Annotated in this window: 23 protein-coding genes; 13 read left to right on the top strand and 10 right to left on the bottom strand. The window is 41.4% G+C overall.

All coding sequences use genetic code 11. The annotated features are described in order from the left end of the window. The 4 genes from LNTAR_RS25855 to LNTAR_RS25845 form a co-directional block, all read right to left on the bottom strand. Positions 1-3,450, bottom strand: a complete 3,450-nt coding sequence (locus LNTAR_RS25855) for a DUF1592 domain-containing protein (RefSeq protein ID WP_007279541.1) — start codon at positions 3,448-3,450, stop codon at positions 1-3. An 81-nt stretch (positions 3,451-3,531) separates the two neighbouring features. Continuing rightward, the gene (locus LNTAR_RS25850; protein WP_007279540.1) at positions 3,532-5,601 is read right to left on the bottom strand and encodes a serine/threonine-protein kinase; all 2,070 of its coding nucleotides are present in this window, start codon (positions 5,599-5,601) and stop codon (positions 3,532-3,534) included. Beyond that, complete coding sequence (locus LNTAR_RS14810; RefSeq protein WP_007279539.1) at positions 5,598-6,185, bottom strand: RNA polymerase sigma factor; 588 nt, start codon at positions 6,183-6,185, stop codon at positions 5,598-5,600. The genes LNTAR_RS25850 and LNTAR_RS14810 overlap by 4 nt, the downstream gene beginning before the upstream one ends. Before the next feature lie 113 nt (positions 6,186-6,298). Next, the gene (locus LNTAR_RS25845) at positions 6,299-6,973 is read right to left on the bottom strand and encodes a DUF2314 domain-containing protein (RefSeq protein WP_007279538.1); all 675 of its coding nucleotides are present in this window, start codon (positions 6,971-6,973) and stop codon (positions 6,299-6,301) included. A gap of 323 nt (positions 6,974-7,296) precedes the next feature. Between LNTAR_RS25845 and map the strand changes: the two genes are divergently transcribed. The 9 genes from map to LNTAR_RS14760 all read left to right on the top strand — a co-directional run bounded on the left by map (position 7,297) and on the right by LNTAR_RS14760 (position 16,098). Further along, entirely contained in the window at positions 7,297-8,067 is a 771-nt protein-coding gene (map, locus tag LNTAR_RS14800) for a type I methionyl aminopeptidase (protein WP_007279536.1), read from the top strand. Between the two features lie 20 nt (positions 8,068-8,087). Then, positions 8,088-9,497 (top strand): signal recognition particle protein, encoded by a 1,410-nt coding sequence (ffh, locus tag LNTAR_RS14795; protein WP_007279535.1) that lies wholly within the window; start codon positions 8,088-8,090, stop codon positions 9,495-9,497. Positions 9,498-9,499: 2 nt separating this feature from the next. After that, on the top strand, positions 9,500-10,183 hold the full coding sequence (locus LNTAR_RS14790; RefSeq protein ID WP_007279534.1) for a cell division cycle protein 123 family protein: 684 nt from the start codon (positions 9,500-9,502) through the stop codon (positions 10,181-10,183). Continuing rightward, on the top strand, positions 10,183-11,871 hold the full coding sequence (locus LNTAR_RS14785) for an AMP-dependent synthetase/ligase (protein ID WP_007279533.1): 1,689 nt from the start codon (positions 10,183-10,185) through the stop codon (positions 11,869-11,871). Before LNTAR_RS14790 ends, LNTAR_RS14785 begins: the two co-directional genes overlap by 1 nt. 12 nt (positions 11,872-11,883) lie before the next feature. Further along, positions 11,884-12,600, top strand: a complete 717-nt coding sequence (locus tag LNTAR_RS14780; protein ID WP_007279532.1) for a pyridoxine 5'-phosphate synthase — start codon at positions 11,884-11,886, stop codon at positions 12,598-12,600. 17 nt (positions 12,601-12,617) lie between these two features. Continuing rightward, positions 12,618-13,052, top strand: coding sequence for a hypothetical protein (locus tag LNTAR_RS14775; RefSeq protein ID WP_007279531.1), 435 nt, complete (start codon positions 12,618-12,620; stop codon positions 13,050-13,052). Positions 13,053-13,125: 73 nt separating this feature from the next. Further along, positions 13,126-13,779 carry a TFIIB-type zinc ribbon-containing protein gene (locus LNTAR_RS14770; RefSeq protein WP_007279530.1) on the top strand — a complete coding sequence of 218 codons (654 nt, stop codon included), beginning with the start codon at positions 13,126-13,128 and terminating at the stop codon, positions 13,777-13,779. A gap of 61 nt (positions 13,780-13,840) precedes the next feature. Continuing rightward, a complete protein-coding gene (locus tag LNTAR_RS14765) occupies positions 13,841-15,109 on the top strand; it encodes a DUF2851 family protein (RefSeq protein ID WP_007279529.1) in 1,269 nt (422 codons plus the stop codon). Between the two features lie 77 nt (positions 15,110-15,186). Next, positions 15,187-16,098: a bifunctional methionine sulfoxide reductase B/A protein gene (locus LNTAR_RS14760; RefSeq protein WP_083800048.1), complete on the top strand. Its 912-nt coding sequence runs from the start codon at positions 15,187-15,189 to the stop codon at positions 16,096-16,098. Between the two features lie 13 nt (positions 16,099-16,111). On the opposite strand, the gene LNTAR_RS14755 is transcribed toward LNTAR_RS14760, so the two are convergent. From LNTAR_RS14755 to LNTAR_RS14745, 3 genes are read right to left on the bottom strand one after another with little or no spacing between them, the layout of a single operon-like run. Then, on the bottom strand, positions 16,112-16,753 hold the full coding sequence (locus LNTAR_RS14755; protein WP_007279526.1) for an MBL fold metallo-hydrolase: 642 nt from the start codon (positions 16,751-16,753) through the stop codon (positions 16,112-16,114). A 1-nt stretch (position 16,754) separates the two neighbouring features. After that, positions 16,755-17,624: an LD-carboxypeptidase gene (locus LNTAR_RS14750; protein WP_007279525.1), complete on the bottom strand. Its 870-nt coding sequence runs from the start codon at positions 17,622-17,624 to the stop codon at positions 16,755-16,757. Continuing rightward, positions 17,621-17,989 (bottom strand): DUF2237 family protein, encoded by a 369-nt coding sequence (locus LNTAR_RS14745; RefSeq protein WP_007279524.1) that lies wholly within the window; start codon positions 17,987-17,989, stop codon positions 17,621-17,623. The genes LNTAR_RS14750 and LNTAR_RS14745 overlap by 4 nt, the downstream gene beginning before the upstream one ends. A gap of 258 nt (positions 17,990-18,247) precedes the next feature. Between LNTAR_RS14745 and LNTAR_RS14735 the strand changes: the two genes are divergently transcribed. From LNTAR_RS14735 to LNTAR_RS14725, 3 genes are read left to right on the top strand one after another with little or no spacing between them, the layout of a single operon-like run. Further along, a complete protein-coding gene (locus tag LNTAR_RS14735) occupies positions 18,248-18,781 on the top strand; it encodes a shikimate kinase (protein ID WP_007279522.1) in 534 nt (177 codons plus the stop codon). A 40-nt stretch (positions 18,782-18,821) separates the two neighbouring features. After that, complete coding sequence (locus LNTAR_RS14730; RefSeq protein ID WP_007279521.1) at positions 18,822-19,697, top strand: hypothetical protein; 876 nt, start codon at positions 18,822-18,824, stop codon at positions 19,695-19,697. Positions 19,698-19,707: 10 nt separating this feature from the next. Then, positions 19,708-20,004, top strand: coding sequence for a hypothetical protein (locus tag LNTAR_RS14725; protein WP_007279520.1), 297 nt, complete (start codon positions 19,708-19,710; stop codon positions 20,002-20,004). A 784-nt stretch (positions 20,005-20,788) separates the two neighbouring features. Here the strand turns inward: LNTAR_RS14725 and LNTAR_RS14720 are convergent. From LNTAR_RS14720 to LNTAR_RS14710, 3 genes are all read right to left on the bottom strand, one after another. Next, positions 20,789-21,742 carry a transposase gene (locus LNTAR_RS14720; RefSeq protein ID WP_007279519.1) on the bottom strand — a complete coding sequence of 318 codons (954 nt, stop codon included), beginning with the start codon at positions 21,740-21,742 and terminating at the stop codon, positions 20,789-20,791. 146 nt (positions 21,743-21,888) lie between these two features. Continuing rightward, positions 21,889-22,677 (bottom strand): DUF2071 domain-containing protein, encoded by a 789-nt coding sequence (locus LNTAR_RS14715; RefSeq protein ID WP_007279518.1) that lies wholly within the window; start codon positions 22,675-22,677, stop codon positions 21,889-21,891. Positions 22,678-22,686: 9 nt separating this feature from the next. Further along, the gene (locus LNTAR_RS14710) at positions 22,687-23,226 is read right to left on the bottom strand and encodes a hypothetical protein (protein WP_007279517.1); all 540 of its coding nucleotides are present in this window, start codon (positions 23,224-23,226) and stop codon (positions 22,687-22,689) included. Between the two features lie 153 nt (positions 23,227-23,379). On the opposite strand from LNTAR_RS14710, the gene LNTAR_RS14705 reads away from it, so the two are divergent. Continuing rightward, positions 23,380-25,194, top strand: coding sequence for a UbiD family decarboxylase (locus tag LNTAR_RS14705; RefSeq protein WP_007279516.1), 1,815 nt, complete (start codon positions 23,380-23,382; stop codon positions 25,192-25,194). The last annotated feature ends 111 nt before the right edge of the window (positions 25,195-25,305 follow it).

Here is a 25,305-nt window from a genome sequence, read left to right as displayed (position 1 = left end):
TTATCTTCTAGTAAAAATATCGTGAGAAATAATGTTTTTAACAAGGTCTTTAAAGCCATATTTTTGCTCCGTTGTCTTGTTGACGATTTGGTCGATGTCTTCGTTGTCCATGTAGGAGAGGTCACGACCGAGAGAGTAGGCGAGGAGGTGTTTAGTCACAGAACGTGTTACATTCTCCTGTTTGTTTTCTTTGATGTAGGACTTGAGTTCATTGATGCCATTGAGTTCAGTTCCATCAATGAGTTCTGTCTTGGCGTCGGCTTTGGCCTGGAATTTACCCACGGCGTCGTAGTTTTCGAATACAACACCCCAAGGGTCAATTTTCAAGTGACAGTCAATGCACGAAGATTTTTCACGGTGAAGTTCGAGCTGTTGCTTAATTGTTAGACCTTTAAAACTAGGTTCTTCTGAATCAAGTGCAGGAACATTTGGTGGTGGGGGGGGTGGCTCGTCGTCGAGAAGTTTCTCCATAAGCCAAACGCCACGTTTGATGGGGTGAGCCTGTAGACCATCAGAGTGACCAGTGAGGAAACTACCTTGAGTAATAAGGCCACCACGATTGTCTTCAGGTTTTAGTTTTACAGGGCGGAAGTTAGTGCCTTGTACACCTTTGATACCGTAGAATTCTGCGAGATTTTGGTTAAGCAGGGCAAAATCAGAGTCAATGAAGTTTTGGATACTCATATTGTTCTTCAGAATGTATGCGAGGAAGGCTCTCGTTTCTTTCGCCATATCAGCTTTAACAAAACGGTTGTAGTTTTGGTATTTATTAAAGTCCGTACTAATGCTTTCCAAACGATCCATACGTAACCATTCGCTTGCAAAGGTTTCGATGAAATAGTTACTTTTAGGGTCTTGGACCATACGGTCAATTTCTTTATCTAAATTGCTGGATAATCTAAAAGAATAAGCAAGATCAAGGAGTCTTTTATCTGGTGGCTGATTCCAAAGGAAGTAGGAGAGACGATTAGCCAATTGGAACTCATTAACTTTAGGAGTGCCTTGTTGCTTGACTCCTGGTTCGGCAATGAAGAGGAATTCAGGTGAGCAGAGAACCGCAACTAGCGCTTCTTTAACACCATCTTCATAGCGTGGAAATTCACCTTTGATAGACTTCCAGAAGTTGTAGTAGATATTGACTGTCTGTTCATTAACTTTTTTACGGAAGGCATCGTTGATAAACTTCGTTAAAATTTCTTTTGTATAGATCTCTTTATTAGCTTTGTTTTTGGAGTCAAAGAAGATGTTCTTGTATGAAGCTGTTGGCCATTGTGGAATATAAGGTGCTTCAAATTCCATGCGTTCAATTTTCAATGGTGGCCCAGATAGGTTTTTATCTTTAACGAGGTGGTCATTGTAAACACCAACAATCATAATATTTGCTAGAGGGTTCTTCGTGTTTGGATTGATTACCGGTACTGGAAGATTTTCTAAACGACCTTTAAATACCTTAGTTTCCGATTTGCCAAGAGGTGAATCATAAAGTTGTGAGCCTCCAAAAAGTTTATGGTCCATGCCATCATCAGCACGAGTTCCGAGGAAAGCTTGTAAAGAACCAGGAGTTTTTAAATATTCTTTCTTACTAATAAGGTATCTATTATAAGTGTTGTCTTTTGCTCGAATGTCGCCTGTTTTATCGCTAGCGGGGATAATACTTAATCCGTGAAATTCTACAAAGTCATTGGCTTTAAGGTTAAGGGTGTAAGTGCCTGCTTTAAGTTTACCGAAAGCTACAGTTGAATTGACGAGTGCAGGTTTATGTTTATCGTCCATTAATCCTTGTTTGGCGACAATGCGTTCACCTTGAGCATATGAGAATTCAGCACCATCAAGACGTTCTTCGAAGCCTATGCGGTTATATACCCTTAGAGACTTGATTACTTGGGGCTGCTTGAACTCTATTTTAATCCAAGGGTTATCTTCGAACTTTGTATGTGTCAAATTGTTTTTCTTACCATCCATTAGGGTTTGAGGTCCCATACTTTTGTCGAACTTAGAACTCATAGTAACGATGGCATTTTTGATTTTTTTGTTATTGGCACCAAAAATTTCTAGCTCCATTAAGTTAATGGTCCGCTTTTTACCTGGGATTTGAATCAAGAGTGAATTAACTTTTTTATTCTCTGAGCCCTTGATGGTGATCACAGGGTCAAGAGTTTTTTCATTTTTATGATGAAAGTGTTGGAGGATATAGTAACTGTTGAGGGTAAAAGCAAAGTTGCTTTTTTTCTCTTTGTCACTAACGGCCTTCCGAGTGATATTAAAGTGGTAGTAACCGTCTTTAGGGATTTTGACTTGTACGTTAGCAGTAGAGACGGATCCGCGGTCATCAGCAACTAACTTATTACCGTCAAATTTGAAGTTTTTAATCATTCCAAAGTCTTTGGCTTTGAATGTTTGAATTCCATTGATCGTAGTCGAGAGAGTACTGTTTGTACGTTTAGTTTTATTGAGGTAGAATTCGCTGACTGGGATAGGTAGAGAATTGCTAGCAGTCACACGGAAGACAAAATCACCTTCAGAAGGAAAATCCTTACGGATAAGCATTTTCATATTGGGATTAGCGCCTTGCCAAGATTTAGGTGCTTTTTCTACATGAGGTACCGAGCCATGAAGAATCATACCGTCCTCGGCCATGCCCCAGCGGCTACGGTCATCGGAACCACGGAAACCGACCATGATATTTTTCTTGATATCTTCTACTTTTAAGCCATTTGGAGCAATCTCGTTGTCCGCGAGTTCGTTGTTGTTTTCATCTAAGATGGAAATCTTGTAGTTTTTACCATCGAGGTTGATGGATTGATAACCGCCAATTTTAGCATAGACTTTTTTGCTTGCTTTTTGCGCAAAGTCCAAACGGTATTTACTAACGGGAGGCTTCTCTTTGGGGCCTATAGCTTTGTTGAGGGCTTCTCGTGCAATTTCTTGGTAGTACTCAATATGAAGTGGTGAAATAGTCATGTTTTCACCTGCATTGGTGAAACCCATGTGAGATTTAGCTTCGGGTGGAAGTGTCTTAGCAAAGTCGAGGTCTGAGCCAAGTAACTTTTGTAATGAGTTACTGTATTGATCACGCGTGAGACGGCGAACAACTGTCTTGGCTTCACCACGTTTTTTCTCTTTGGCAAGTTTTAAATTGAGAGTCATCCAGTCGACGATTTTTCTACGCTCATCATCTTTTGGTTGTTTAGAATCCTCTGGGGGCATGTCAGCCGTGTTGATGACATCGAGTGCCGCATGCCACTTTTCCGCATCTTTACCATTGATGATGTCTGGATCAAGTTCATCGAGGCGAACTTCGCCCTTTTGTTTGCGGTCGCCATGACAGCGAATACAATACTTTTCGAGGAGGGGTTTGACTTCTTTTTCAAAGTCTTGAGGGGCTTCGGCAGCAGACAAGCTAGGAATTGAAAGCATAGCTGCAAAGAGGCTGTAGAATTGTTTCTTCATTAAAACTTCCATAATTTAATAATTGAATGTATTAAGGTTATGGAGTGAGAAGGTCTGGGTTAACAGAGTTTTTTGAAAAAATTAAAAATTATTTATGGATATTTGTAATCCGGGAGGGATTTTCAGTTTTTTTGTCTCTTTAAACTGTTTTTCAGAGAGGATAAGATTTTTTAATTTATTCATTCCTAAGATTTCTTGAGTCACTTTTACGGGAGAAAGACTGAGGTCCAAATTGGGGACATCTAATGATGTAAAAAACGCAGGAAAAGAGCGTAGATCAGCCACTTTTAAGTAACGGATGTTCAGGAAGTGAAAATAAGTTTGAGTAACTTTCTTACGTGTTTGAGGGTTGTTAAAAGTATAGCCAATTCTGTTTAGGTGTTCCCCATTTATTTCTAAAGCTTTCACTTCAGGATGATATTTAAAACTTTCCGATTCCCATTTATGATTACCAGCTGCCATGAGAGATTTTATAAAAAGGATTTTTTCGTCAAGGCTTGGCTTCTTGGTTAAAAAGCAATTGAGAACTTTGTATTTAACATAATGATCTTGAAGATCTACGAGATCTTGAGCATACTCAGGTATCATTACTGGAGGCATCTTTTCACCTTCATCAATAAGCTTACTAAATTTGTTACTTAGGATTTCCATTTCAGTGTTTTTTGTACTTTTAGCTTGAGCTATATCAAAGTCACGTTTTGAGGCGTGGAAGTTTTGCATCATGAAATTAGCGCGGCCACGCTTGGCGTAGAGTTCTTTATTATTGGGGTCCGCCTCAATTAACCTATCTAAATAAAGGAAGGTTCTTTTCATGTGTTCGCCAGGGTCTTTGTCAAGCGAAGAATGGTAGAGGTAAGTGAGGACGTCGCTTTCGAGTCGATTGGAGTGGTCTTGGATAACGCTATTGCGCCATTCGCGTTCTTTTTTCAATAAGCTTAAGGCTTTATCGGTTCGCTCTTTTTCAGCCTGAATCTGTTCTTGTTTACTTTGTGCGAGATCACGTGCTGCTTCGGCTTCTTTTCGGCGTTCTTCAATTTTGAAAAAATAGACTGTTGTTAAGACGGCAATTATAATGATAAAAGCGAGGGCAATGTGGCATTTGGCTTTGTTGCGTTTGTACAATAATTTACTCTGGCGCCAGAAGCTCGGGTTATCAGCTGAGGGAGAAAAGCCCAAAAGGTATTTTTGGATATCTTGACGGATGAGATCCACACTTTGATAACGTTCATAAGAATTGGGTTTCATCGCTTTATTGATGATGGATTTTAGGCCGTTTGAGACCAAAGAGCTATTTGGGAAACTAAAGTTGCTCTCAAGGTTGTTTTTCAGGGTGTCATCACTGCTGCTTGAGTCAAAAGGCGATGCGTAAAAGAGTAGGGCATACAGCAAGCATCCTAGGGAGTAGATATCTGCGGCTTCCGCAATTTCGTCATTTTTGTGGATTTGCTCAGGAGCCATAAAGCCGGGAGTGCCTTTGACTTCTCCCCCTTGAGTGACGTTATTCAAAAAGTCGGGGTTAAAGAGTAATCCATCGAAACTATCGTAATCTTTTGTGCCGACGATTTTCCCGAGACCCCAATCGCAGACTAAAACTTCGCCAAAGCTACCGACTTGGATATTGTCAGGTTTTAAGTCGAGATGAATGACTTTATGAGAATGGGAATAGGCAATGGCATCGCATACTTTTAAAAAGATGTTTAGCAGAACTTCTTGTGAAAAAGCTTGAGTGTATTTTTTATTGCCCGATTTCAGTTCATAGATGATTTTCTTGAGTGAGTCACCATCTTTTAATTCCATAGTAAAGAAAGGAGCTCCCATGGGGCCGATACCCACGTCGTAAACGGGGATGATGTTGGGGTGGGTAAGTAGTGCAGTTAGGTGGGCTTCGCGGATGAAGGGGTCGTAGAGTTCTTGTGAAGCTCGCTTTATAAGGCGAGCCATGGCCACGTGTCTTTTGGTGAGATGGTCGTAGACTTGAGAAATGCGCTTCATGCCTCCTTCGGCGACAAACTTCTCATCAGAGTAACGTTGATTATTCTCAAGTAGTTCCTGATAGAGTGGAGGTAGTTCACCATCAATGACTTCATCTTCATTATCCTCAAAGAGGTCAATGAGTTTGCGGGCACGGTGGGCGACTTGATCGGAGCTCATCTTCTTTCCATGTTTCGAGTGAGTTTGCGCATTTCGCTAATAAAGCAGGATTTGACTCGCGCTTTTAAAACTTTAACAGAAGGGAGGGCGATGTCGAGTTTTTCTGCGATGTCCGCATTGCTAAAGCCATCTAAGCCCATGAGGAAAGCCTCGACTGCTTTGCCAGAGAAAACTTCTTTTACATGCTTAATAGCTTCTTCGGTAAGGTGATTTTCCCATTCGTTTTGAATCATTTGGTCGATGTCGTTTTCGACACTGATTTGATTTTCTTCACCCTCGAAAAAAGCGTTTTCTTTACGACGATTTTCTTTGCGGTAATGTTCGTTAACGGAGTTGCGAATGACGGTGCTCAGCCAAGGGCGGAAACTGCCTTTTGAGCTGTCGTAAGTATTGATTTTCTTCCAAAGTTTAATGACGATTTGCTGGGCGACGTCATCTGAAGTTGAGCTGCTGATGCCCATTTTTAAAATGATGTGATAAATGAATCTTCCATAATAATCCACAAATTCTTCCCACGCAGATTCGTCGTCTGGATTGAGTGTCCGAAGTAGAAGTGTTTTTCTAGTGATCCATTGATCGGTCATTTTTTACCTTGCGATTGTGAGATAAAGACGTACCTAATACAAAGCGCAATGAAGTCTTTTTTCAAATGATCGTGAGGCTGAAATAAGAAAAAAGAAGCTAAGTTAAGAAAAACTCAGTCCATATACTGAAGTACCCCAAGGCGTTTGTCGAAGTCCTCTTTTTCCTTTTCGTTCATGGCATGACGCAGTTCTTTGAGTGAGTAAGCTCCATAAATATAGCCTTCTAAATTAACCATCCAGTCGAGAACTTCAGAATCACGTAAACAGATGATTTCACCAATTTTATGATCGTGGAAGCCTGCGGGTAAATTGATGACCTGAGCACGGAAACTCGTGTCCGTGGAGTCGAGTAGAGAGAGCCAAGTGTGAGCTTTCGATTCGTGGTCACTCAATGTGTATTTCAGAATGGCTTTGGCCTTGGGCTCAGTTTTGACGAGTTCGCGGAGTTCATAGAGGTTTTTTTGAGCGGTATGAATAGTGGCTTGCATGTGCAGGTCTTCGTAACTCAAGTTGAATGAATTGTTGAAGTCGGGGTCGAGGTTAGGTTTGCGCCCTAATGAACGGCGTAAGACTTGCCAGTCATGCCAACAGTTTTCGGGGTCGATATCGTGTTCATCTTGGTCGCCAGGTAGCTCTTGTTGAAGACCTTTTTTGATGATGATAACCACGGCGCTATTTTTGATAGAAAGCACTTCGTTGAGGCTCAGTGGGTGCCCCTTTTTGTTTTCAGCATTGATAAGAACTTGTGAGAGGGGGGGCATAAATACAGATTTAAATTTGTCAGTCATGGTAGAGCTCGCATTTATAATTAAAGATCTCGTTAAGAGAATTTATATTTTAAGCTCTTGCAAAACAATGTTTTAGCCGTGAGTAAGCTCGTTTCCCCTAGAGAATTAATTATTTTTTTATTTATCTGCGGATAAAGGGCTTAAGGTGCTTTTTGGGGCTTGGGTAAAAGCAAAAGTGCAAAGTTTGTTAAAAAAAGTACATAAAAAGGGCGTGATTTTTACTGGGATTAGGCAGTGCTTGAATGGAAAAAAAGCACGAGTGGGTATAATCTACCAAGCTTTTATAAAATATTTTAAATCATAGAATACCAGGAGTTTTTCTTTTGAGTAGAAAACCCAAGAAAATGACATTGGACGAAATCAAAAAGATGGAAGCTGTTTGTCGTTTAGCTGCGGAGGCCTTACAACTGGCGGGTAAAATGGTTAAGCCGGGTGTGACGAGTCAAGAAATTAATGATGCAGTCCATGAGTTCACCCTATCAAAAGGCTGCCTTAGTGCCCCTCTCAATTATCACGGTTTCCCGAAATCTGTTTGCACGAGTATCAACGATGTCGTTTGTCACGGCGTCCCCCAAGAAGGCGAAGTTCTTAATGACGGCGATATCATCAATGTCGATGTTACACTGATCAAAGAGGGCTTCTACGGCGATACCTCAAGAACTTTTTTTGTTGGTGACGTAAGCGATGAAGCCAAACGCATTACGCAGGCGGCCCAAGAATCCATGTATGCGGGCATCGACCAAGTTAAAGCTAAAGCGCGAACACACGATATCGGCTTTGCTTCAGAAAAAGTAGCCAAGAAATATGGTTATTTCCCCGTTAGAGATATTGGCGGTCACGGTATTGGTAAAGCCTTCCACTTGGATCCATTTGTTCCAGCTGTCGGCCCCAAAGGCACAGGTCCACGCATTATGGAAAATACCTGCTTAACAGTTGAGCCCATGATCAACGCTACGAGCCACCGTTACGAAACTTTCCAAATTCCGAATTCTAATATCACCTATTTTAGAACTTTAGATGGAAGTCTTTCAGCTCAATTTGAACACACAATTTTAGTCACCTCAGATGGACGCCACGTCCTCACCGAGTGGTAAGTTAATTTTAAGGAGATTCGATGTTTAATAATCTTAGTGATGCCCTCTCAAATACGTTTAAAACGATTACGGGCAAGTCTGTATTATCAGAAAATAATATTAAAGAGGCAATGGAGCAAGTTCGCTTAGCACTTCTCTCTGCCGACGTCCATTACGACACAGTTAACGAATTTGTTGGTGAAGTCAGTCGCCAGTGCTTAGGCGAAAAAGTTCTCAAGAGTGTCAAACCAAGCGAACAAGTTGTCAAAGTCGTTCACGAAGAGTTGACTCGTTTGATGGGTACAGAAGAAGCCGAAGTTAATACTTCTGGTAATCCAGCCGTCATCATGATGGTGGGTCTTCACGGTGCGGGTAAAACCACAACTTGTGCGAAGCTCGCACATTTCTACAAGAACCAAAAGAAGAAAGTTCTCTTAGCAGCCTGTGACGTTTACCGCCCTGCAGCGATTGATCAGTTAGAAGCCCTCGGTAAAGATATTCAAGTTCCCGTTTTCTCTGATCGTAGCACGCCAGACGTGGTTCAAATTGCTCAGAATGCAATGAACACCGCAAAGTCAGAAGGTCACGATCTCGTTATTCTGGATATGGCGGGTCGTCTTCAAATTGACGAAGACATGGTTCAAGAACTCATTCGCGTTAAAGAACGTTTTAATCCTGGTGAAATCCTCTTAACCGCGGACTCAGCCTTAGGTCAAGAAGCCGTTTCTGTAGCAACACACTTTGACCAAGCTTTAAATATCTCGGGTATTGTTCTTACGAAGCTCGATGGTGATGCACGTGGTGGTGCGGCCCTTTCAATGAGAAAGGTTACTGGAAAGCCAATCAAATTTATTACTTCTGGTGAGAAAGTTTCTGACTTAGAAAAATTCCGTCCAGAAGGTATGGCTTCACGTATCCTCGGTATGGGTGATATTGTTCAGCTCGTTCGCGAAGCTGAAATGCATATTGAGGAAGAAGAGTCAGCACGTATCGAAGAGAAGATGCGTAAAAACACTTTTGACTTGGACGATTTTGTCGGTCAGTTAAGCATGCTCAAAAAAATGGGTGGCTTCGGTCGTATTCTCGACTTTATCCCTGGTGGTAAAGCGATGAAAGATATGGTGAACTTTGACGAGAAACAGGTTGGAAAAATCGAAGCGATGATTTCTTCGATGACGGCGAAAGAAAAACAAGAGCCCGAAATTATCAACATGTCTCGCCGCAATCGTATTGCTAAGGGTGCGGGTGCTGAAGCAGCTGATGTTTCACAGCTACTCAAACGTTTCCAGATGGCGCGTGAAATGATGGGTAAAGTGACTCGTGGTGAACAAGCCTTTGTTCCAGGAGTTCCCGGTATGAGTGCGACTCGTGCTAAAGCACCAACAAAAGACGATAAAAAGAAAAAGAAAAAGCAGCAGAAAGCAGCTCGAAAGAAGAATAGACGCAAATAAAAATGAACAAAATTTCCGAGTGGTACCCTTTTTTAGGGCATTTAACTTTCCCCACGGTATTTTTGGCGCTGAGCTCAGAAGAATGTGACATTGTCGCCCAAGGGAAAAGCTTGGCAAGTCTTGAAGAGCGCATCACGCGTGCGATTGCTTCTCTTCCAGGTTCGTGTGTTGTGGGCTTGGATAGTTGCATGCCTACGGACTCGGTAAGTTTTCAAAAGAGCAAATCACTAAAAAATGGGAAGTTAGCCTTAAAAATACTCAATGAGAGTGAGAAGGTGAAGTCCGCTGTATCATCAGGTGATAAAACGATTACAGTTCGTCCTTACCGTCGCATGGATAAGACCAGAGAGTTCCGTCTTTTCGTAAAAGACGGAGAACTCAAGGCAATGACCCAACGCAACCTAGAAAGACATTTTAAGCGCTTAGAAGCTCGCCGCGAACTCTATTGGCAGAAGGGTGTAAGCTTTGTTGACGAAATTAAAAAGTACATCAATGAAAAAGACTACGTTGTCGATATCTATTTTACATCTACGGCGGACATCATGATTGTTGACTTCAATTCTTGGGGTGAACCAACTTTGCCCTTATTAATGAAATCATGGGAGCGCGATTGGTCTTCTGTAGATGGTTTAAAACTAATGGCCGAGCCTATTCAGCTTGGAGGAGATATTAAGGTTTCTTTCTAATGAACAATCTTTACGACATACTTAAATTTTCAGCATCAGAAGCAGGTGCAAATACATTTCTCGATATTCCCAAAGGAGAAGACGAGAGAGCAACGCTGACTTATCAGCAAACTTTAGATAAGGTCAATCAACAAGCTCAGACGCTTAATTTAGACTTTGATATCAAAGCGGGAGATCGCATTGCGATTATCGCACCAAAATGCTACGAACAGATTGTTATGTATTACGCTATATGGCAACTGGGGGCAGTTATTGTCCCAGTGAGTGAAGGCCTTGGTAGCGATGAGATTTCTTTTATACTCGCAGACGCTGAAGCTAAAGTCATTTTTGTTCATGAGAGCTTTATCGAAAAAGTTTCAAATTGCACGGCATCAGAAGTTCAAAGTTTTGCTAGTTTAAATAAAGATTTAGGACAATACACTGAAGAAGCCCCCCAAAACTATGATGAAACGGCGGCACTCATTTATACTTCAGGATCAACAGGTCGCCCAAAAGGCGTGATGCTGAGTCACCGTAACCTCATTGTTAATGGTATTTCATCAGCGGATAAATTACCTGTTACTCCAGAAGATCGCGTTGCATCACTTCTACCTTATTGGCATAGTTTTGCTCTATCTACAGAAGTTGTGATGACTTGTTTCTTACATGGGACATTAGTCTTTGCTCGCGATATGAGAGACTTCTCCAAAAATCTCGCGACTTGGAAGCCGAGTATTGTGATGGCAGTACCACGCATGTTGGCAATGTATAGAGAACAAATTTTTAAAGGAATCGAAAGTAAAGGCGAAGCCATTGCGGCAGTCTTTGCGGATTGCTTAGTTACTGGAGAAACATACTTCAATTCTAATGGTTTAAAGAACCCTGATCCACGCCTTCGTTTAAAGCGCTTGAAACAAGAACAAACAATTTTGAAACAAATTGGCTTGATGATGGGTGGTAATTTACGTTTCTTCGTTTCTGGTGGAGCGCCTATTGCTCCAGATCTCCAAGACTTTTTCCGCGATATTAATATTCCCGTTTACCAAGGTTACGGTTTGAGTGAGTCCTCGCCAGTTATTTCTTGTAATACTCCCGGTTTTTCAAGAACGGGCAGCTCAGGCACCATGCTCTCGTGGCTTGATCCTACTTATGGCGGTGATTGGACCTTCCTCACTGCGTCTGGTGAAAAAGGCAAGCATCTCGAAGGTGAGTTGTTAGTTAAAGGCGATTGCGTCATGCAGGGCTACTGGAAGTATTCTGATACGAGTGCCAAAACTCTAGAGAATGGATGGCTGCACACCGGTGATATGGGCAGAGTCGAAGAAGGCTTTCTTTACTTGAATGGTCGCGCATCGAATTTGATTGTTCTGCGTGGTGGAGAAAAAGTTCATCCCGAACATATTGAAGACATGATACGAGAATTAGATGAAGTGGCCGAAGTGATGGTGATTGGCGATGATTGCAAAAATATTTATGCTTTGATCAATAAAATCGATGAAGGAATCGATGATAAATTGATTTCAAAAAAGATCTCCGAAGTTTGTAGGGACCTCGCTATTTTTCAAAAGCCAAAAGGTATTTTAGCGCTAGCACCATTTAATCCTGATGATGGCACTTTGACGCCGACACTAAAGATTCGCCGAAAGAATATTTGGGAACGATCAGGAAACGAAATCAATGCCTTTTTAAAAGCGCATAAAGAAATATAATTTAAGGAAGATATGACTGCTCTAAGCGTGAATATTAATAAAGTTGCCTTGTTGCGAAACTCGCGCGGCTGTGATGAGCCCAACGTTCTACAATTTAGTCAGGACTTGATTAAGTTGGGGGCGGAAGGAATTACTCTACATCCTCGACCCGATGGTCGTCACGCTTTATATAGCGATGTTTACGAACTCAAGAAAAATATTGATGTCGAACTCAATGTCGAGGGCTACCCTTCAGAAGATTTCTTGGAGATGGTTTGTGAAGTTAAGCCAGATCAATGCACTTTAGTGCCAGACCCTCCAGGTGCATTGACTTCTGACTCGGGCTGGGACTGCGAAAAGAATATGGATTTCCTCCAGAAAGTTGTAGCTCGTCTTCAAGCCGAAGGCGTACGTGTGAGTATTTTCTTAGATCCCGACCCTGTACAAGTGAACTTCGCCATGAAAACGGGAACGGATCGCATTGAACTTTATACGCAGTCTTATGCCGAATCCTATGGTACGGACTCTTTTGAAAAAGTATTTGCAGGCTATTTTGCGACGGCCGCAAGAGCCGTTGAGCTCGGTGTGGGAGTGAATGCAGGTCATGACTTAAATCAAGAGAATCTGACTTACTTAAAGCAGAACCTACCTGGTTTAGCTGAAGTTTCGATTGGTCATGCTTTAATTAGTGAAATGCTTTACCAAGGAATGGAAACGACCATCAAAAATTACCTTGATTGTTTGAAGTAATCAGCTTATAGATATTTATGAAGAATTTTTTTAAGAAAAAGAACGCCAATCCAATTACGGTGGATATACCTATTCGTCCTTTGACGATAGCCATTGATTTTGATGGGACTTGTGTGGAGCATAAATATCCTGATATAGGCAAAGAAATGCCTGGAGCTAGTCAAACTTTGCGCTCCTTAGCCTTGCGTGAGCATCGCTTAATTTTATGGACTTGTCGCGAAGATTTTCCCGATAATCCAGAAGCTCAATACCTTAGCGAAGCTATTCAATGGTTTAAAGAAAGAGAAATACCTCTGGCAGGAATTAATAAAGTTCCCGTAGAATTCGATTTTCGTGGAGAAGTCGGTGGAAGAAAACCCGTCTTCGATATGGTGATAGACGATACTAATTTTGGGGGTTTCCCAGGGTGGCCCACGATTCATTACACTTTGACGGGTATGCCTTTAATTTAGTTACTTGTCCTTTAAAATTGCTAAAGTTTATCTATAATTAGTAATGTAGTGTAAATCAAGGAAGGGAGTTTCTATGTCAAATTGTCAAAACTGCGGCGCGCCATTACCCGCCAATAACACAGTCTGTGAATATTGCGGTACTCGCAACTTTGTTGACTTTAATACTTATTCACATTCAGGTCAGAGTAATCGTAAATGTTCAATGTGTGGCACAATTATGGATACGATAGATGTGGGTTCAGAAGATAAGCCTTTGGCGATAGAGAAATGTGGCAAATGTCATAGTCTCTTTTTTGATAATGGAGAGCTTGAACAGATGCTTAGTATGTATAGTCATGACTCCGCTTCAATTAATCGTCAGCGACTTCAAAATTTATGTGAGTTAGCTATTGAGAGCCCTAAGAGGAAGACTTACATCCCTTGCCCGGTATGTGGTCAAATAATGAACCGACAACTCTTTGGTGCAAAAAGCTCAGTTGTTGTCGATCTCTGTCACGATCATGGACTTTTTTTTGAGCCAGGCGAAATACGTCATCTTATTGAATGGAAACGAGCAGGGGGACAAATCCTCGATCAAAATTTAAAAGCGAGTGCGCCCAAAAAAAGACATAGAACAACGAGCTCGAGTCGCGAATTTGAAAGTTTTGATGACGGAGCTTTTTCAAATGTAAGTCGAGGAGGCTTCTTGGGTATGGCACTAGAAATGTTTTTTGATATTTTAGACTAAAAAATTTGCACGAGCATTTTTCGGCTCTTACTTTTTACCAAGCAGGTAAAAGGAGCAGGAAATGGAATTTCATGAAGTCGAAATCAAGGAAATATATTTACAGGCGCTGTGGAATGAACAAGAATTTTCACGCCAACTATTAAGTGAACAAGGCCAAGAGCTAGAAATACTCTTTCCTGGTAAGTGGAATACGGGTGCAGGTCCGGATTTTCTCGATGCGCACTTGATTATTAATGGACAAGAAATTTCAGGAGATGTGGAAATTCACTTTTCACCAAGTGATTGGAAGCATCACGGGCACCAAGGTGACCCGAGGTATGAGAACGTGGTTCTCCATGCCGTTTGGCAAAGCGATAATAAACTTGATCCCAGTGGAAAGAGTCTACTACTCATGAGTGAGGTCTGTGCCATGAGTTTGAATGAACTTGAAGAGCATTACCGCAATTATTCCCAGCAGGCCAAGTTTAAACCGATTGAAGGCATACTTGAATTTGCCTCTTTGTCAGATAAAGCCATGAGTGATTTTTTGGAACAAATGGCATTTTTGCGCTTGTCGCAAAAATGCGTTCAACTCGATCAGCAAATCACCAAGTATGGACTCGAGCAAGCGATCTATCAAAAGCTTATGGAAGCCTTTGGTTATAGTCGCAATCGCCAGGCCTTTCTTACTTTAGCGAAGGCCGCAAAAATTGAAGTGCTGAAAAGTTCAAGTGATCCCGAAGCTTTGCTGTGGGGAGAATCGGGTTTGCTGCAGGATCAGAGTCAAAATGAGGTTCATGAAGAACTTAAAGTTTGGCATCAAGAGAAGTGGCATGCCTGGGCGAATATGCGTGCTACGTTTAATCCAGAAATCATTTGGGATCGAAAGAATCGTCCTCAAAACACTCCAGAGCGACGTCTTGCAGGACTTATTTTATTTATGAAAAATATCAACTGGGATTTACAGTGCTTTTTACAGCACTTAGCTTCAGAAGTTCAAGACTTACACAGTTATTTTGAAGGGCAGTCAGTGATGACGAGTTTTTGTCATTTATCTAAAAAATTTCCCAAGAAAATTACTTTAGTAGGTGAGTCGAGGCAAAGAGAGCTTCGACTCAATATTTTTTACCCTTATTTATTTTTAAGAACTCATCAAGGAGGAGCGAAAGAGGCGATTAAAAAAAGTTATTTAAACGAAAGAAAAAGTGATGATACAGGCTTGTTGCGCGAGGCGGCCTGTCGCTTTTTTATTCCGCCTTCAAGAATGAAAGTGGTGACTAAAAAGTTTGTTCATCAGCAGGGCTTATATTATTTGTTACAAAACCCCGAATGGCTCAAAGAGTGTACTTAGCTTTGAATGTTAGAAACTTGCCTTGACCATTGAGAGGAATACAGTAAGAGAGAATTACTAGGAGCCTTTTTTGAGATATTTTTTACTGTTCGCCTTCATACTCTTTTCATGTAACGAGGACTTCAAAGCCAAGTCACTTAACTTACAACAAGCTATCGAGTCAAGAGGCAGCGATTCTTTTACATAATGGAACAGAAAAGCCCTTTTCAGGCGAATACAATAAGCATTATAAAAAGGGCAGTTACGCCTGCCGGCAATGCAATACTTTACTTTTTTCATCCAGCGCTAAATTCGATTCCAATACAGGTTGGCCAAGTTTTGACGATGCCTATCCCGAAGCTTTGGAAGTAAAGGCTGATTTTAGTCGAGAAGAAATCGTTTGCGCCACCTGCAAAGGTCATTTAGGTCATGTTTTCAAAGGTGAAGGCTTTACGCCAAAGAATGTACGTCATTGCGTCAATTCATTGGCAATCAAATTTATCCCTCAGCAAGTACAGAAAAAAGCTATTTTTGCATCGGGGTGTTTTTGGGGGACAGATTATTGGCTGAGAACTGTTCCAGGTGTTTTGGATACCAAGAGTGGCTACATAGGTGGTTCGGAGAGTAATTCAACTTATGAGGATGTTTGTACGGGAACTACAGGGCATTACGAAGCCGTAGAAGTAACTTACGATGAAACTTTAGTAGATTATGAAACTCTAGCGAGGATGTATTTCAATACTCATAATCCTGAGCAAGCTAATGGCCAAGGCAATGATATCGGCTCGCAGTATTTACCTGCTATCTTTTGCCTTGATGAAGAGCAAAAACGCATTTCAGAAAAACTGCTTTCGGAACTAAGAGCTTTGGGATATAAGCCTGCAACTGAATTGATAAAGGCCCCACGTTTTTGGTCGGCGGAGAATTATCATCAGGATTACTATATTAAAAACGGTAAGAAACCATATTGTCATTTTTATAAAACAAAGTTCAATAAAGCAAAGCCTTAATTATTCTTATAAATCAAGCTTTTATATAGGGGTTTTGTCTTTTTTCCTCACCAATGACGGTGTTGGGGCCATGGCCTGGAATAACTGTGGTGTCGATGTCGAGCTTATAAAGCTTCTCTTTGATTGACTTAGCAATTTCTCGAGAATCCCCCGAGGGCAAATCAGTACGACCCACGCCACGTCTAAAGAGGGTGTCGCCACTAAAGAGCAGTTGTTCATCAGAATTTTCGATTTTAAAACAGGTACTTCCCGCCGAGTGGCCTGGAGTGTGAATGGCCTCCAATTTAAATTCGCCAAATTCAAAACTTTGGGAATCTTCGATGAAGTGATCCACATTGGCATGAGGGCATTTTGGGAGCCCGAGCATTTCGGCCTGTAAGTCCGCTATATTCCATAGTGGCATATCATCTTTGTGAAGGTGAACACTCGCGTCTGTACTCTCACTGACTTCATGTGTGGCGCCAAAGTGGTCCAAGTGGGCGTGAGTATGAATAATCGCTTTAATCTTTAAGCCTTGGTAGTTAATTTTCTTGAGTATTGTTTCCGCTTCGGAACCTGGATCAATCAAAATGGCTTCTTTACTTTCTGGGCAATACACGATACTGCAATTGCATTGATAGAGTCCAACGGGGAAAGTGATGACTTTTGCTTTCATATTAGTACCTTATAATTTTAAGAGTTGCGGTAGAGTGGAAATTGAGTTCGACTTCAGCTCCCACAGGCAAGTTGAGTCTGGGCAGGCAATGACCAAAAGGCAGGCCATTAATGATAGGCGCTTTAGTAGATTTTGCAAAATCGATAAAAATGCGATTGAGTTCTTGCTCTGAACCGCAGTTATTAAAGTCGCCCATAATAATAGCTGCACACAACTGAGGAATATTAGCAAGCTTTAACTGCGTAAGCATACGGTCAACTTTATAAGGGACTTCATTGATGTCCTCTAGAATGAGTATAGACTCTGAAAAATCGGGTAGGTGTTGACTTCCGACCATTGAGCAAAGAACAGAAAGGGTAACGGGGATGAGTTTTCCGCTAACTTTATAGTTAATACTAGAATAAAAACTAGGTACCCATTCATATTGAAAAGATTCTTGTTGAACACCGTGCTCAAAACTCGATAAGGTGAGTGCTTGGTCAGGTAGACGAGTGAATTCTGCTGCGGCCATGATACCAGAAATTGTTCGGCTGAGGCCATGTTTCAGAAAGGCCAAATGTAATGCACTAATATCACTATGACCAATAAGAAGATTTGATGTCTTTCGCAATTGCTCCCAGTCGAGTAAGTCGAGTAAGCGTGTACATCCATAGCCTCCACGAAGGCAGATCACGGCTTCGCCAGATGACCAGGCTTCACTGAGTGATCTCGCACGTTCCTCATCACTCGCAGCTAAGTAGGGCAGTGGTTTGTAAGAAAAGTAATCTTTCTTTAATTCGTAGCCCAAGGCTTTCATAGAGGGGGTGGCTAGCTCTAGATTTTCGTCAGAAGCTTTACCTGCTGGTGCTACGAGTTGAAAGCTTTTTATCATCCTCTATGAACATAGAGTTTGAGTGTTTCTAAGGGAACGATTTCGAGACAACGCGCATTGCAGGCTTCAAGTATGACCGGTGGTGCTTTCTCTTTTTCTTCGGCCTGTAACCAGCGGCTCGCACAAACACACCACTTATCACCAGGATTTAAACCAGGGAAATTATATTCGGGCACGGGGGTTGAGAGGTCGTTGCCTGCACGTTTGGAGAATTCTAGAAATTCTTGTGTGATAAAACAGCACACAGTATGGGAGCCCATGTCCATTGGACCAGTGTGACAAAAGCCATCGCGATAAAATCCTGTTTGTGTTTTTGAACAGCATACTTCGAGGGTAGTTCCTAAGACGTTTAATTGTTTACTCATAATGATCCTTATTTGTTTTATAAAAACTAAGCAAAACTAAGAGAAAGTCAAAGGGATATGAAGATTGAAAAAGCATGGTGTGGATTTACTTTGTAAAAAAGTTAAGATTAACCATAATGAGGGGCGAAGTCCAGTCGCTTGGTCAAGGATTGAGAAATCCTTGCTAGGAGAGCTCGAGGCGAAGGTGTCCTCTCGAAGGAATTGCATTAAGCTATTTATTTTGCTTGATTATCAAAAAAATTACTCAAAGGCTGAAAAATGAAAGTTTGTCCCAATAAATTTCCAGAAAAATCAAATGTTGTTATGGTGGGTATGCCAGGCGCTGGAAAAAGTACCATCGGCGTTTTGTTAGCCAAAGAAACAAGCTTTGATTTTTTGGATGTGGATGTCTATATCCAGGGACAAGAGCACCGACGTTTACAAGAGATTATTGATTTGGAAGGTATTGAGGTTTTTAAAGAACTCGAAGAAAAATACCTCTGCCAAATCGATGTGGATGGTATCGTTGTATCTACGGGGGGAAGTGCGGTTTACTCAAAAAAGGGTATGCAATCACTAGCACAAAAAGGCTTAGTAATTTTTCTTAAAATCAATATGCAGACTCTCGAGGAGCGTCTCGGTGACTTCAGTACCCGTGGAGTGGTGATTGCTCCCGGGCAAACTTTTGAAGATCTTTTTGCCGAACGCAATAAACTGTACAGTGAAGCAGCCGACATCGTCATTGAATGCGATGGCAAAACTCAAGATGAACTCGTCGTCGAGATCGTTGAGAAAGTCTTCACGGGTAAATAAAAGACTTTTGAAATTTATTTGACCCAGAGGATTAAAAAAAATGTATAAATTACATACTTTCCTTTTATGCATATCAGCATTTTTCTTTGTCCATGCTAAGTCATATGCAGCTCATTTGTCACCATCGAGCCCCAGCAATTACGAGCGGAACTATAACTACAATTCAAACTCTGATAATGACTGCACACAAAATTTAATTAGCGAGGGGCAAAGCAACTACGACTATGATGGACTCGAACACACTCGCCTTCAAGCCAATTCATTAGTTCCAAATCAAAGTCAAAACGATGTTACACAACTGAGTGTCGACTCTCCCTTCAAAGCCTTTCTAGTCATTCGATTGACTTACGATGATCAAGATCATTTGCACACTTCGCAAACCATTTCCCACATCTTCGATACCTCTGGTGCTTCCCTTCAAATATATTTATCTTCAACTCGCCCAGGCAGTGGAAGACCCTCATTCAATGACTGGTTAAGAGCAGGAAAAAAAGGAGGGCTAAGACGTAATGTCCTTGCTATGAAGCAGAGGCACTTCAAAAATAACTCAGTTGTATTATATCGTGGAGATCAACCCGGAACGACTGAAATACAGTCTTATGTTGCGCGAAAACATGGTTTAAAAGAATCTCAAAAAGTGATTGATAGCAATGGGATTAATGAGCTTTTCAGATTACATGCCATAGATAGTACGCACCCATTAAGTCCTTTTATATCTCTAACAACAGATAAAAGAGTTGCTCAATTTTTTGCAGGTAAAAAAGGTGTAGTAAACACTTTCAGGATCCATAAGAATAGAGCGAAGTTCAATCCTTATAACAAGTTACATGTTCCAGGCGGGCCAAAAGGTCAACTTATACATGAAGCAGAGTGGCTTGTTCCAAATCAAGTTTTACCTAGTGAATTTGTAAAATAAAAAGGTTGCCATGCTAAATATAATAAAAACAAGTGATTTAAAGCTCGAAAATCTACCCGACCTTAGTGCTAGTTGGCGTATAGTCTCAAGGTTTGCATTAACATTTGATCCTACTGAGATAGGTGATTACGGTGAGAAATCAGGAGACTTAGATAATGTTTCTGAAGAATCCAATATTGTTGAACTCCGTTCTCATCTATATGTAGAGCAAAGAAGATGGAATCACTTTGGTGATGATCCTGATGAAGAAACTATGAATGCCATTAAAACAATAATGAAGATGCTACATGAAAAAGTAATTTCATAACATCGGTCGTCGCGGCCGTTTGTCGGCACTCGGTATATGCTATACAGAAGTGCGGCATCATTATGCGACGGGGCGTGTTCTTACCCACGCCTCGTTCCTCGGCGGTGCTCGCCCACTGCCGTTTCGGCTTCGCCCGCATAATATGACTTCGGTATAGCAACCCTCGGCACACAGCGGCTTGCACGCAGGTCGTGGGAACCCTGGCTTACAGCTGGCAGTCATTCTTCCTTTAGCTGCAGCCATCCCACTTGCACACCTGCGCGGCAGCCTTGTTCTCCAAACCGCCGCTCCTCCTTGTCAACTTCCGTGCAAACCTGCTGGCCGGCTGACGCAGTGGCAAACGTAATCTCCAGCCCACCCGGGCTTCACTCCACACCATGTGCTCACAGCCTTTTTTCATTAGCTGCTAAGCAGAGGTGGCGGCTGTTCACACACCGTGTTCCATTCGCCCCACCGCCGAAAAACCGTTTCCAGTAGCCCACCTCCACGCGGCTCCTCAAGCAGAGTCTCACTTCATTCGACCACGACAAAAAAAAATTGAAGGACAGGCCTTTAAAAAAGGCTGAGTGAAAAGAGTCTCAAATCGGGGCTCTTTTTCTGTATTTAGGGGGGCAAAATGGTGTAAAAACTCAACTTTTTCTTTTTGCCGATTAAAAGCGCAGAGATTCAAGCCAAAACTTAGCCGAAGACGTACATTTACAGCTAAAAGAAAAACGACTCAATCAAGACGATTTTGAGGTCGTCCTGACTAAGTCGAATTTATAGGAGTAAGTTGAGGGTTAATTTAGCCCGATCGCCTACGAGGTTTGAGTGAATAAATATCATTCCATTCATCTTCAGTATAAGGCTCATGAATCCGCTTCCATTTCATTTTTTGGGAGTACTTGGCCAACTTCTCCCGAACAAAAGCCTCAGACCCTATGACTAGGCATTTGGTGAAGAATCGACACTTGTGAATGAAGAGATCATCCCAGGCTAATTCCTCAGATAAATTCACCTCCCGAAAGAATTCAGCCAAGGTTTGCGAATCAGCATTCTTATGACGTCGCAAGCCAAGCATATAAGCTCTAAAAACCTCCCTAAAATGCGTTCGCTTATCTCTGATGTCATGAGCTTCAATTTCACGACAAAAGATGTCAAAAAAGTCATTATCACAATCTCCAACACTTCCACCAGCGAGGCGATCAGCATATCCACAGAAAAAGAAATCTTTTGGATCAGTGACAATTCCAGCACGAACTGGATTCAAACTGATGTAAGCCATAACCCGAAGCAAAGAATCTGATTGAGGGGAAACTTCAATCATTTCTGAATCAAACCTCTGACCAAATAAACGACCCCAAGATGAATGTTCCTTATTAAACCACTGAACGAACCTTTGCTCAAAATTGCCAATTATGAATGAAATATCGTGAATTTGTTCTCTGAAATCATCCTTCTGCTCAGAACTAATAAACTCGACTTCTTCGTTTTGCTTATGAAGTCGATAGCGATTTAAAAGCTCCACATCATCCATATTCGAAGTAGGGGGAATCTTAACCAAAAGATGAAAATGATTATCCATAAAAACATAATCAATCACCTGATAACTAAGTCTTGCGCAACCCGCAAAAAGTAGTTCCTTGAATTTATGTTTTTCAAAATCTTTGAACAACATGCGACCACCAGCAATGCGGTTTGTTACAAGATAATAAACGGCCTGATCTTCACAAATTTCCTTAATACGATTATGCGCCATAACTTTCTCCTTTCCAAAGTACAGAGAATATAAAACACCACATTATTAAAAGCAAAAAATGACCCTGATATCTGAGTCTAATTCTGGTCGTTAATAAGGGTGTCGGCTACTCGTTTTTGAGGTTAAACTTTGGAGTCTAATGAGTCTTAATTATTAAGTCCAAGTGACGACTTGGTGGCTTTCCGAGCACTTTTTTGATTCATGGCAAAAGATGAGCTAATGACTTCTTTTTCTTCGCCCACGGAACCGCACCAACTAGGTTCGAGTTTTTGCATCATAACCGCATGATCCACTTCGATGTCTTTGGGGTCGAAGTTGGCTTCAAAAAATTGCGAGCTAAATTCACGGATATCCAAAGCTTGGCATGTCCATTGACCTTCAGCTAGGGATTGGAAGAAGCGACCATTTTTTTGATTAAGTGAATGTTGGTGGATGAGAGATTCCTGAAAGAAGTTTCCTGCTTCGCGTGCAGAGGAGAAAAAAGATTCTTCGGCAAAGTGGGGTTCCATGCCGGCATGTAAGTAGACGTCGTGTTGCTTGGTGTGAGCTTTAAACAAATAAGATGAAAAGTGTTCCTCAGCCTCAAATTGAACATAGTTGCATTTGACAGGGTAAAGTTTTTTGGATAAAAAAGCCGACATGCGAGAGGAGTTGTGTAGAGCTAAAATGAGCAAGCCATGCTTTATTTCTTTGCCTTCATCCCATTCAATTGCGACACTATGTAAGATGATTTCGTAGGGAAAACCCATGAGATAAGCGGCGATATCGTATTTTTGACAATTATAGTTTTTAATTGTGACTCCACCAAATGCGCGACCATTGTGGATGCGGGCACGAGTTCCTTGGGGAAGAAGGTGATCGAGTGCCTCAGGCTTTATGCGATAATTGCATAAAGTTAAACGTTCGGCCTGCTTGGTAAGTTTCCAAAGAGGCATAGTTAGACCTTAATTAGCACCTAAAATAAATATGATGAGGATAATTATAAAAGCTAAAACAATTCCTCCAATGAGCAGGTAGCGATTGAAGTTGCTAACTTCTGTTCTGGCATGCTTAGCATTTTCGATGGCTTGATTGAGACTCATTTTTTTTTTGCTTGCATTCTTTTTTGCAGTGTATTCATCGAGAACTTTCGTGGGATCAAAACTCAAGTTAATCACTTGTGTATGAGAAGACTTACCATCAATATCATCGATATTGCCAAAACTAGGTTCAACGTCCTCTTCTTGAACTTCTTCTTCTATCATTTCGTGAAAAGTTAGGCTTAGACCCTCTTTGCGTGTACCATCGACAAATTCACTTACAGAATTTTCAATGACTTCGAGGTCTTTGAATTTGCCACTTGAGTAGCCTTCTAATAGGTTGTGCGAGTCATTTATAAAAATCTTGAAATGACAACGTGAACATTCGTAATCAGTCTTTTTATGTTGAATCCTTACTACGGTGTCGCAGCGGGGACAAGAGAGGTTAAATAGCAGTTTAGACATAGACTTACAATTAATTATTAGTATTTAATTAAAATTAAGCATTTTGTAAGGGGATACAATATGAAAATTTACTAATTTTCGAGGTTTTTTGTCTTTAAAAATTTATACGGTAGGAAAATGGACTATTGTTTGCGAAAACAATAGGGATAAAAGTTGTATACAAGTACCAAGGAATTAGTAGAAGGCCTCGATCGCGAAGGGCGCTTGATTCGCATCAAAGAAGAAGTTGACCCAAACCTTGAAATGGCTTACATTCAACGACGTGTTTACGAACGCGGTGGTGGGGCAGTGTTATTTGAAAAAGTTAAAGGGACGCCATTCGCTTGCGTCTCAAATTTGTTCGCCAGTGTGGAGCAGACAGAGTCTATTTTTCAGGGGCGTTGTGCAACAGTGAAAGAATTGCTTTCCTACAAAGCGGATAAAGAAAAAGTAAATGCTTTAAAAAAGCGTCCATGGAAAGTTTTTCCCCTTTTAAAAGAGTTGATTCATACCTTACCTAAAAAAGTTAAATCGGCTCCTGTAATGGAGTGCGAAACAAAAATTAGTGATTTGCCAAAAATTGTTTGCTGGGAGAAAGATGGTGGTTCCTTTGTGACTCTCCCACAAGTTTATAGCGAAGAGGTTGAGAAGCCGGGGCCGATGAACTCGAACTTAGGCATGTACCGTATTCAACTTACAGGAAATGACTATAAAAAAGACGAAGAGATCGGCCTGCATTACCAGATTCATCGCGGCATAGGCGTTCATCACGAAGCTCACAGGAAAGCTAAAAAACCTTTTCGAGTGGCAATTTTTGTCGGTGGTCCACCTTCAATGACTTTTTCAGCTGTGATGCCCTTGCCGGAAGGCTTGCCCGAAGTTGTATTCTCTGGCTTATTACAAGGACGCCGCTGGCGCTATTCCAAGTACAAAGATTGGACAGTTGCTGCTGAAGCAGACTTTTGTATTTTAGGTACCGTCGACGAAGATGACTTGAAGCCAGAAGGCCCATTTGGTGATCACTTGGGTTACTACAGCTTAACTCATAATTTGCCTTACATGAAGATTGAAAAAGTCTTTCACCGCAAAGACGCAATTTGGCCCTTTACAGTTGTGGGACGTCCCCCACAGGAAGACACCTCTTTTGGAGATGTCATTCACCATCTGACGGGAGAAGTCTTACCATCTGAATTGCCAGGCTTGCGCGAGCTCAATGCGGTGGATGAGGCAGGAGTTCATCCTTTGCTATTAGCTACAGCGGAAGATCGTTATTTACCTTATTGTGATGATGGGGAGCCCTATGAGTTGCATACAATTGCCCATGCTATTTTAGGCAAAGGTCAGCTTTCATTAGCTAAATACCTTTTTCTTTTAGGAGATGGAGATGAAGTGGCACCTCACGTTCATAACTATGAAAAGTTTTTTAAGTACGCACTCGAACGCTTAGATTTCTCTCGAGATCTACATTTCCATACATGCACGACCATGGATACTCTAGATTACTCAAGTACTGAACTTAATAAGGGGTCAAAATTAGTTGCTATTGCTTGCGGTAATCGTAAACGTACTTTATCCACAACAATCCCTTCCGATTTTAAGAGTCCCTTTGAAGGACAAGCTCATTTAGTGATGGATGGAGTTGTGGCTTTAGATATCGGTAAATGGCAGAGTCGTGAACAAGCTCGAGAAGAGGGCGAAAGACTTTCGCGTGAGTTAATAGCAGGGGAAGGAATCGCAATGGTGATCCTTACAGAAGAAGCTGAATTTTGTGCTGAATCAATCAGCAATTTCCTATGGCTAACTTTTACGCGTTCTGATCCAGCCGCAGATATTTATGGCTTAAACTCAGACGTAGTGGATAAGCACTGGGCTTGTGAGGCTCCGATGATTATTGACGCTCGAATTAAAAGGCACCATGCACCCGTTTTGGAAGAGGATCCTGATGTGGCAAAACGAGCTGATGAAATCCTAGGGAAGTATTTCAAATAGGCATTTGTATTGAGTAGGTTTAGAGTCTGATTCTTTTCTGCTCAAGTCTCCCTATAAAATTCACTTAAAAAGAGCGAAAACTGATAGGTTTTTGTATAGAGCGGTTTATTT

This window comes from Lentisphaera araneosa HTCC2155, assembly GCF_000170755.1.
GTDB classification, from domain to species: domain Bacteria; phylum Verrucomicrobiota; class Lentisphaeria; order Lentisphaerales; family Lentisphaeraceae; genus Lentisphaera; species Lentisphaera araneosa.
Note: the sequence above shows the minus strand (reverse complement) of the source record. Positions and strands in the feature narration are given on the sequence as shown.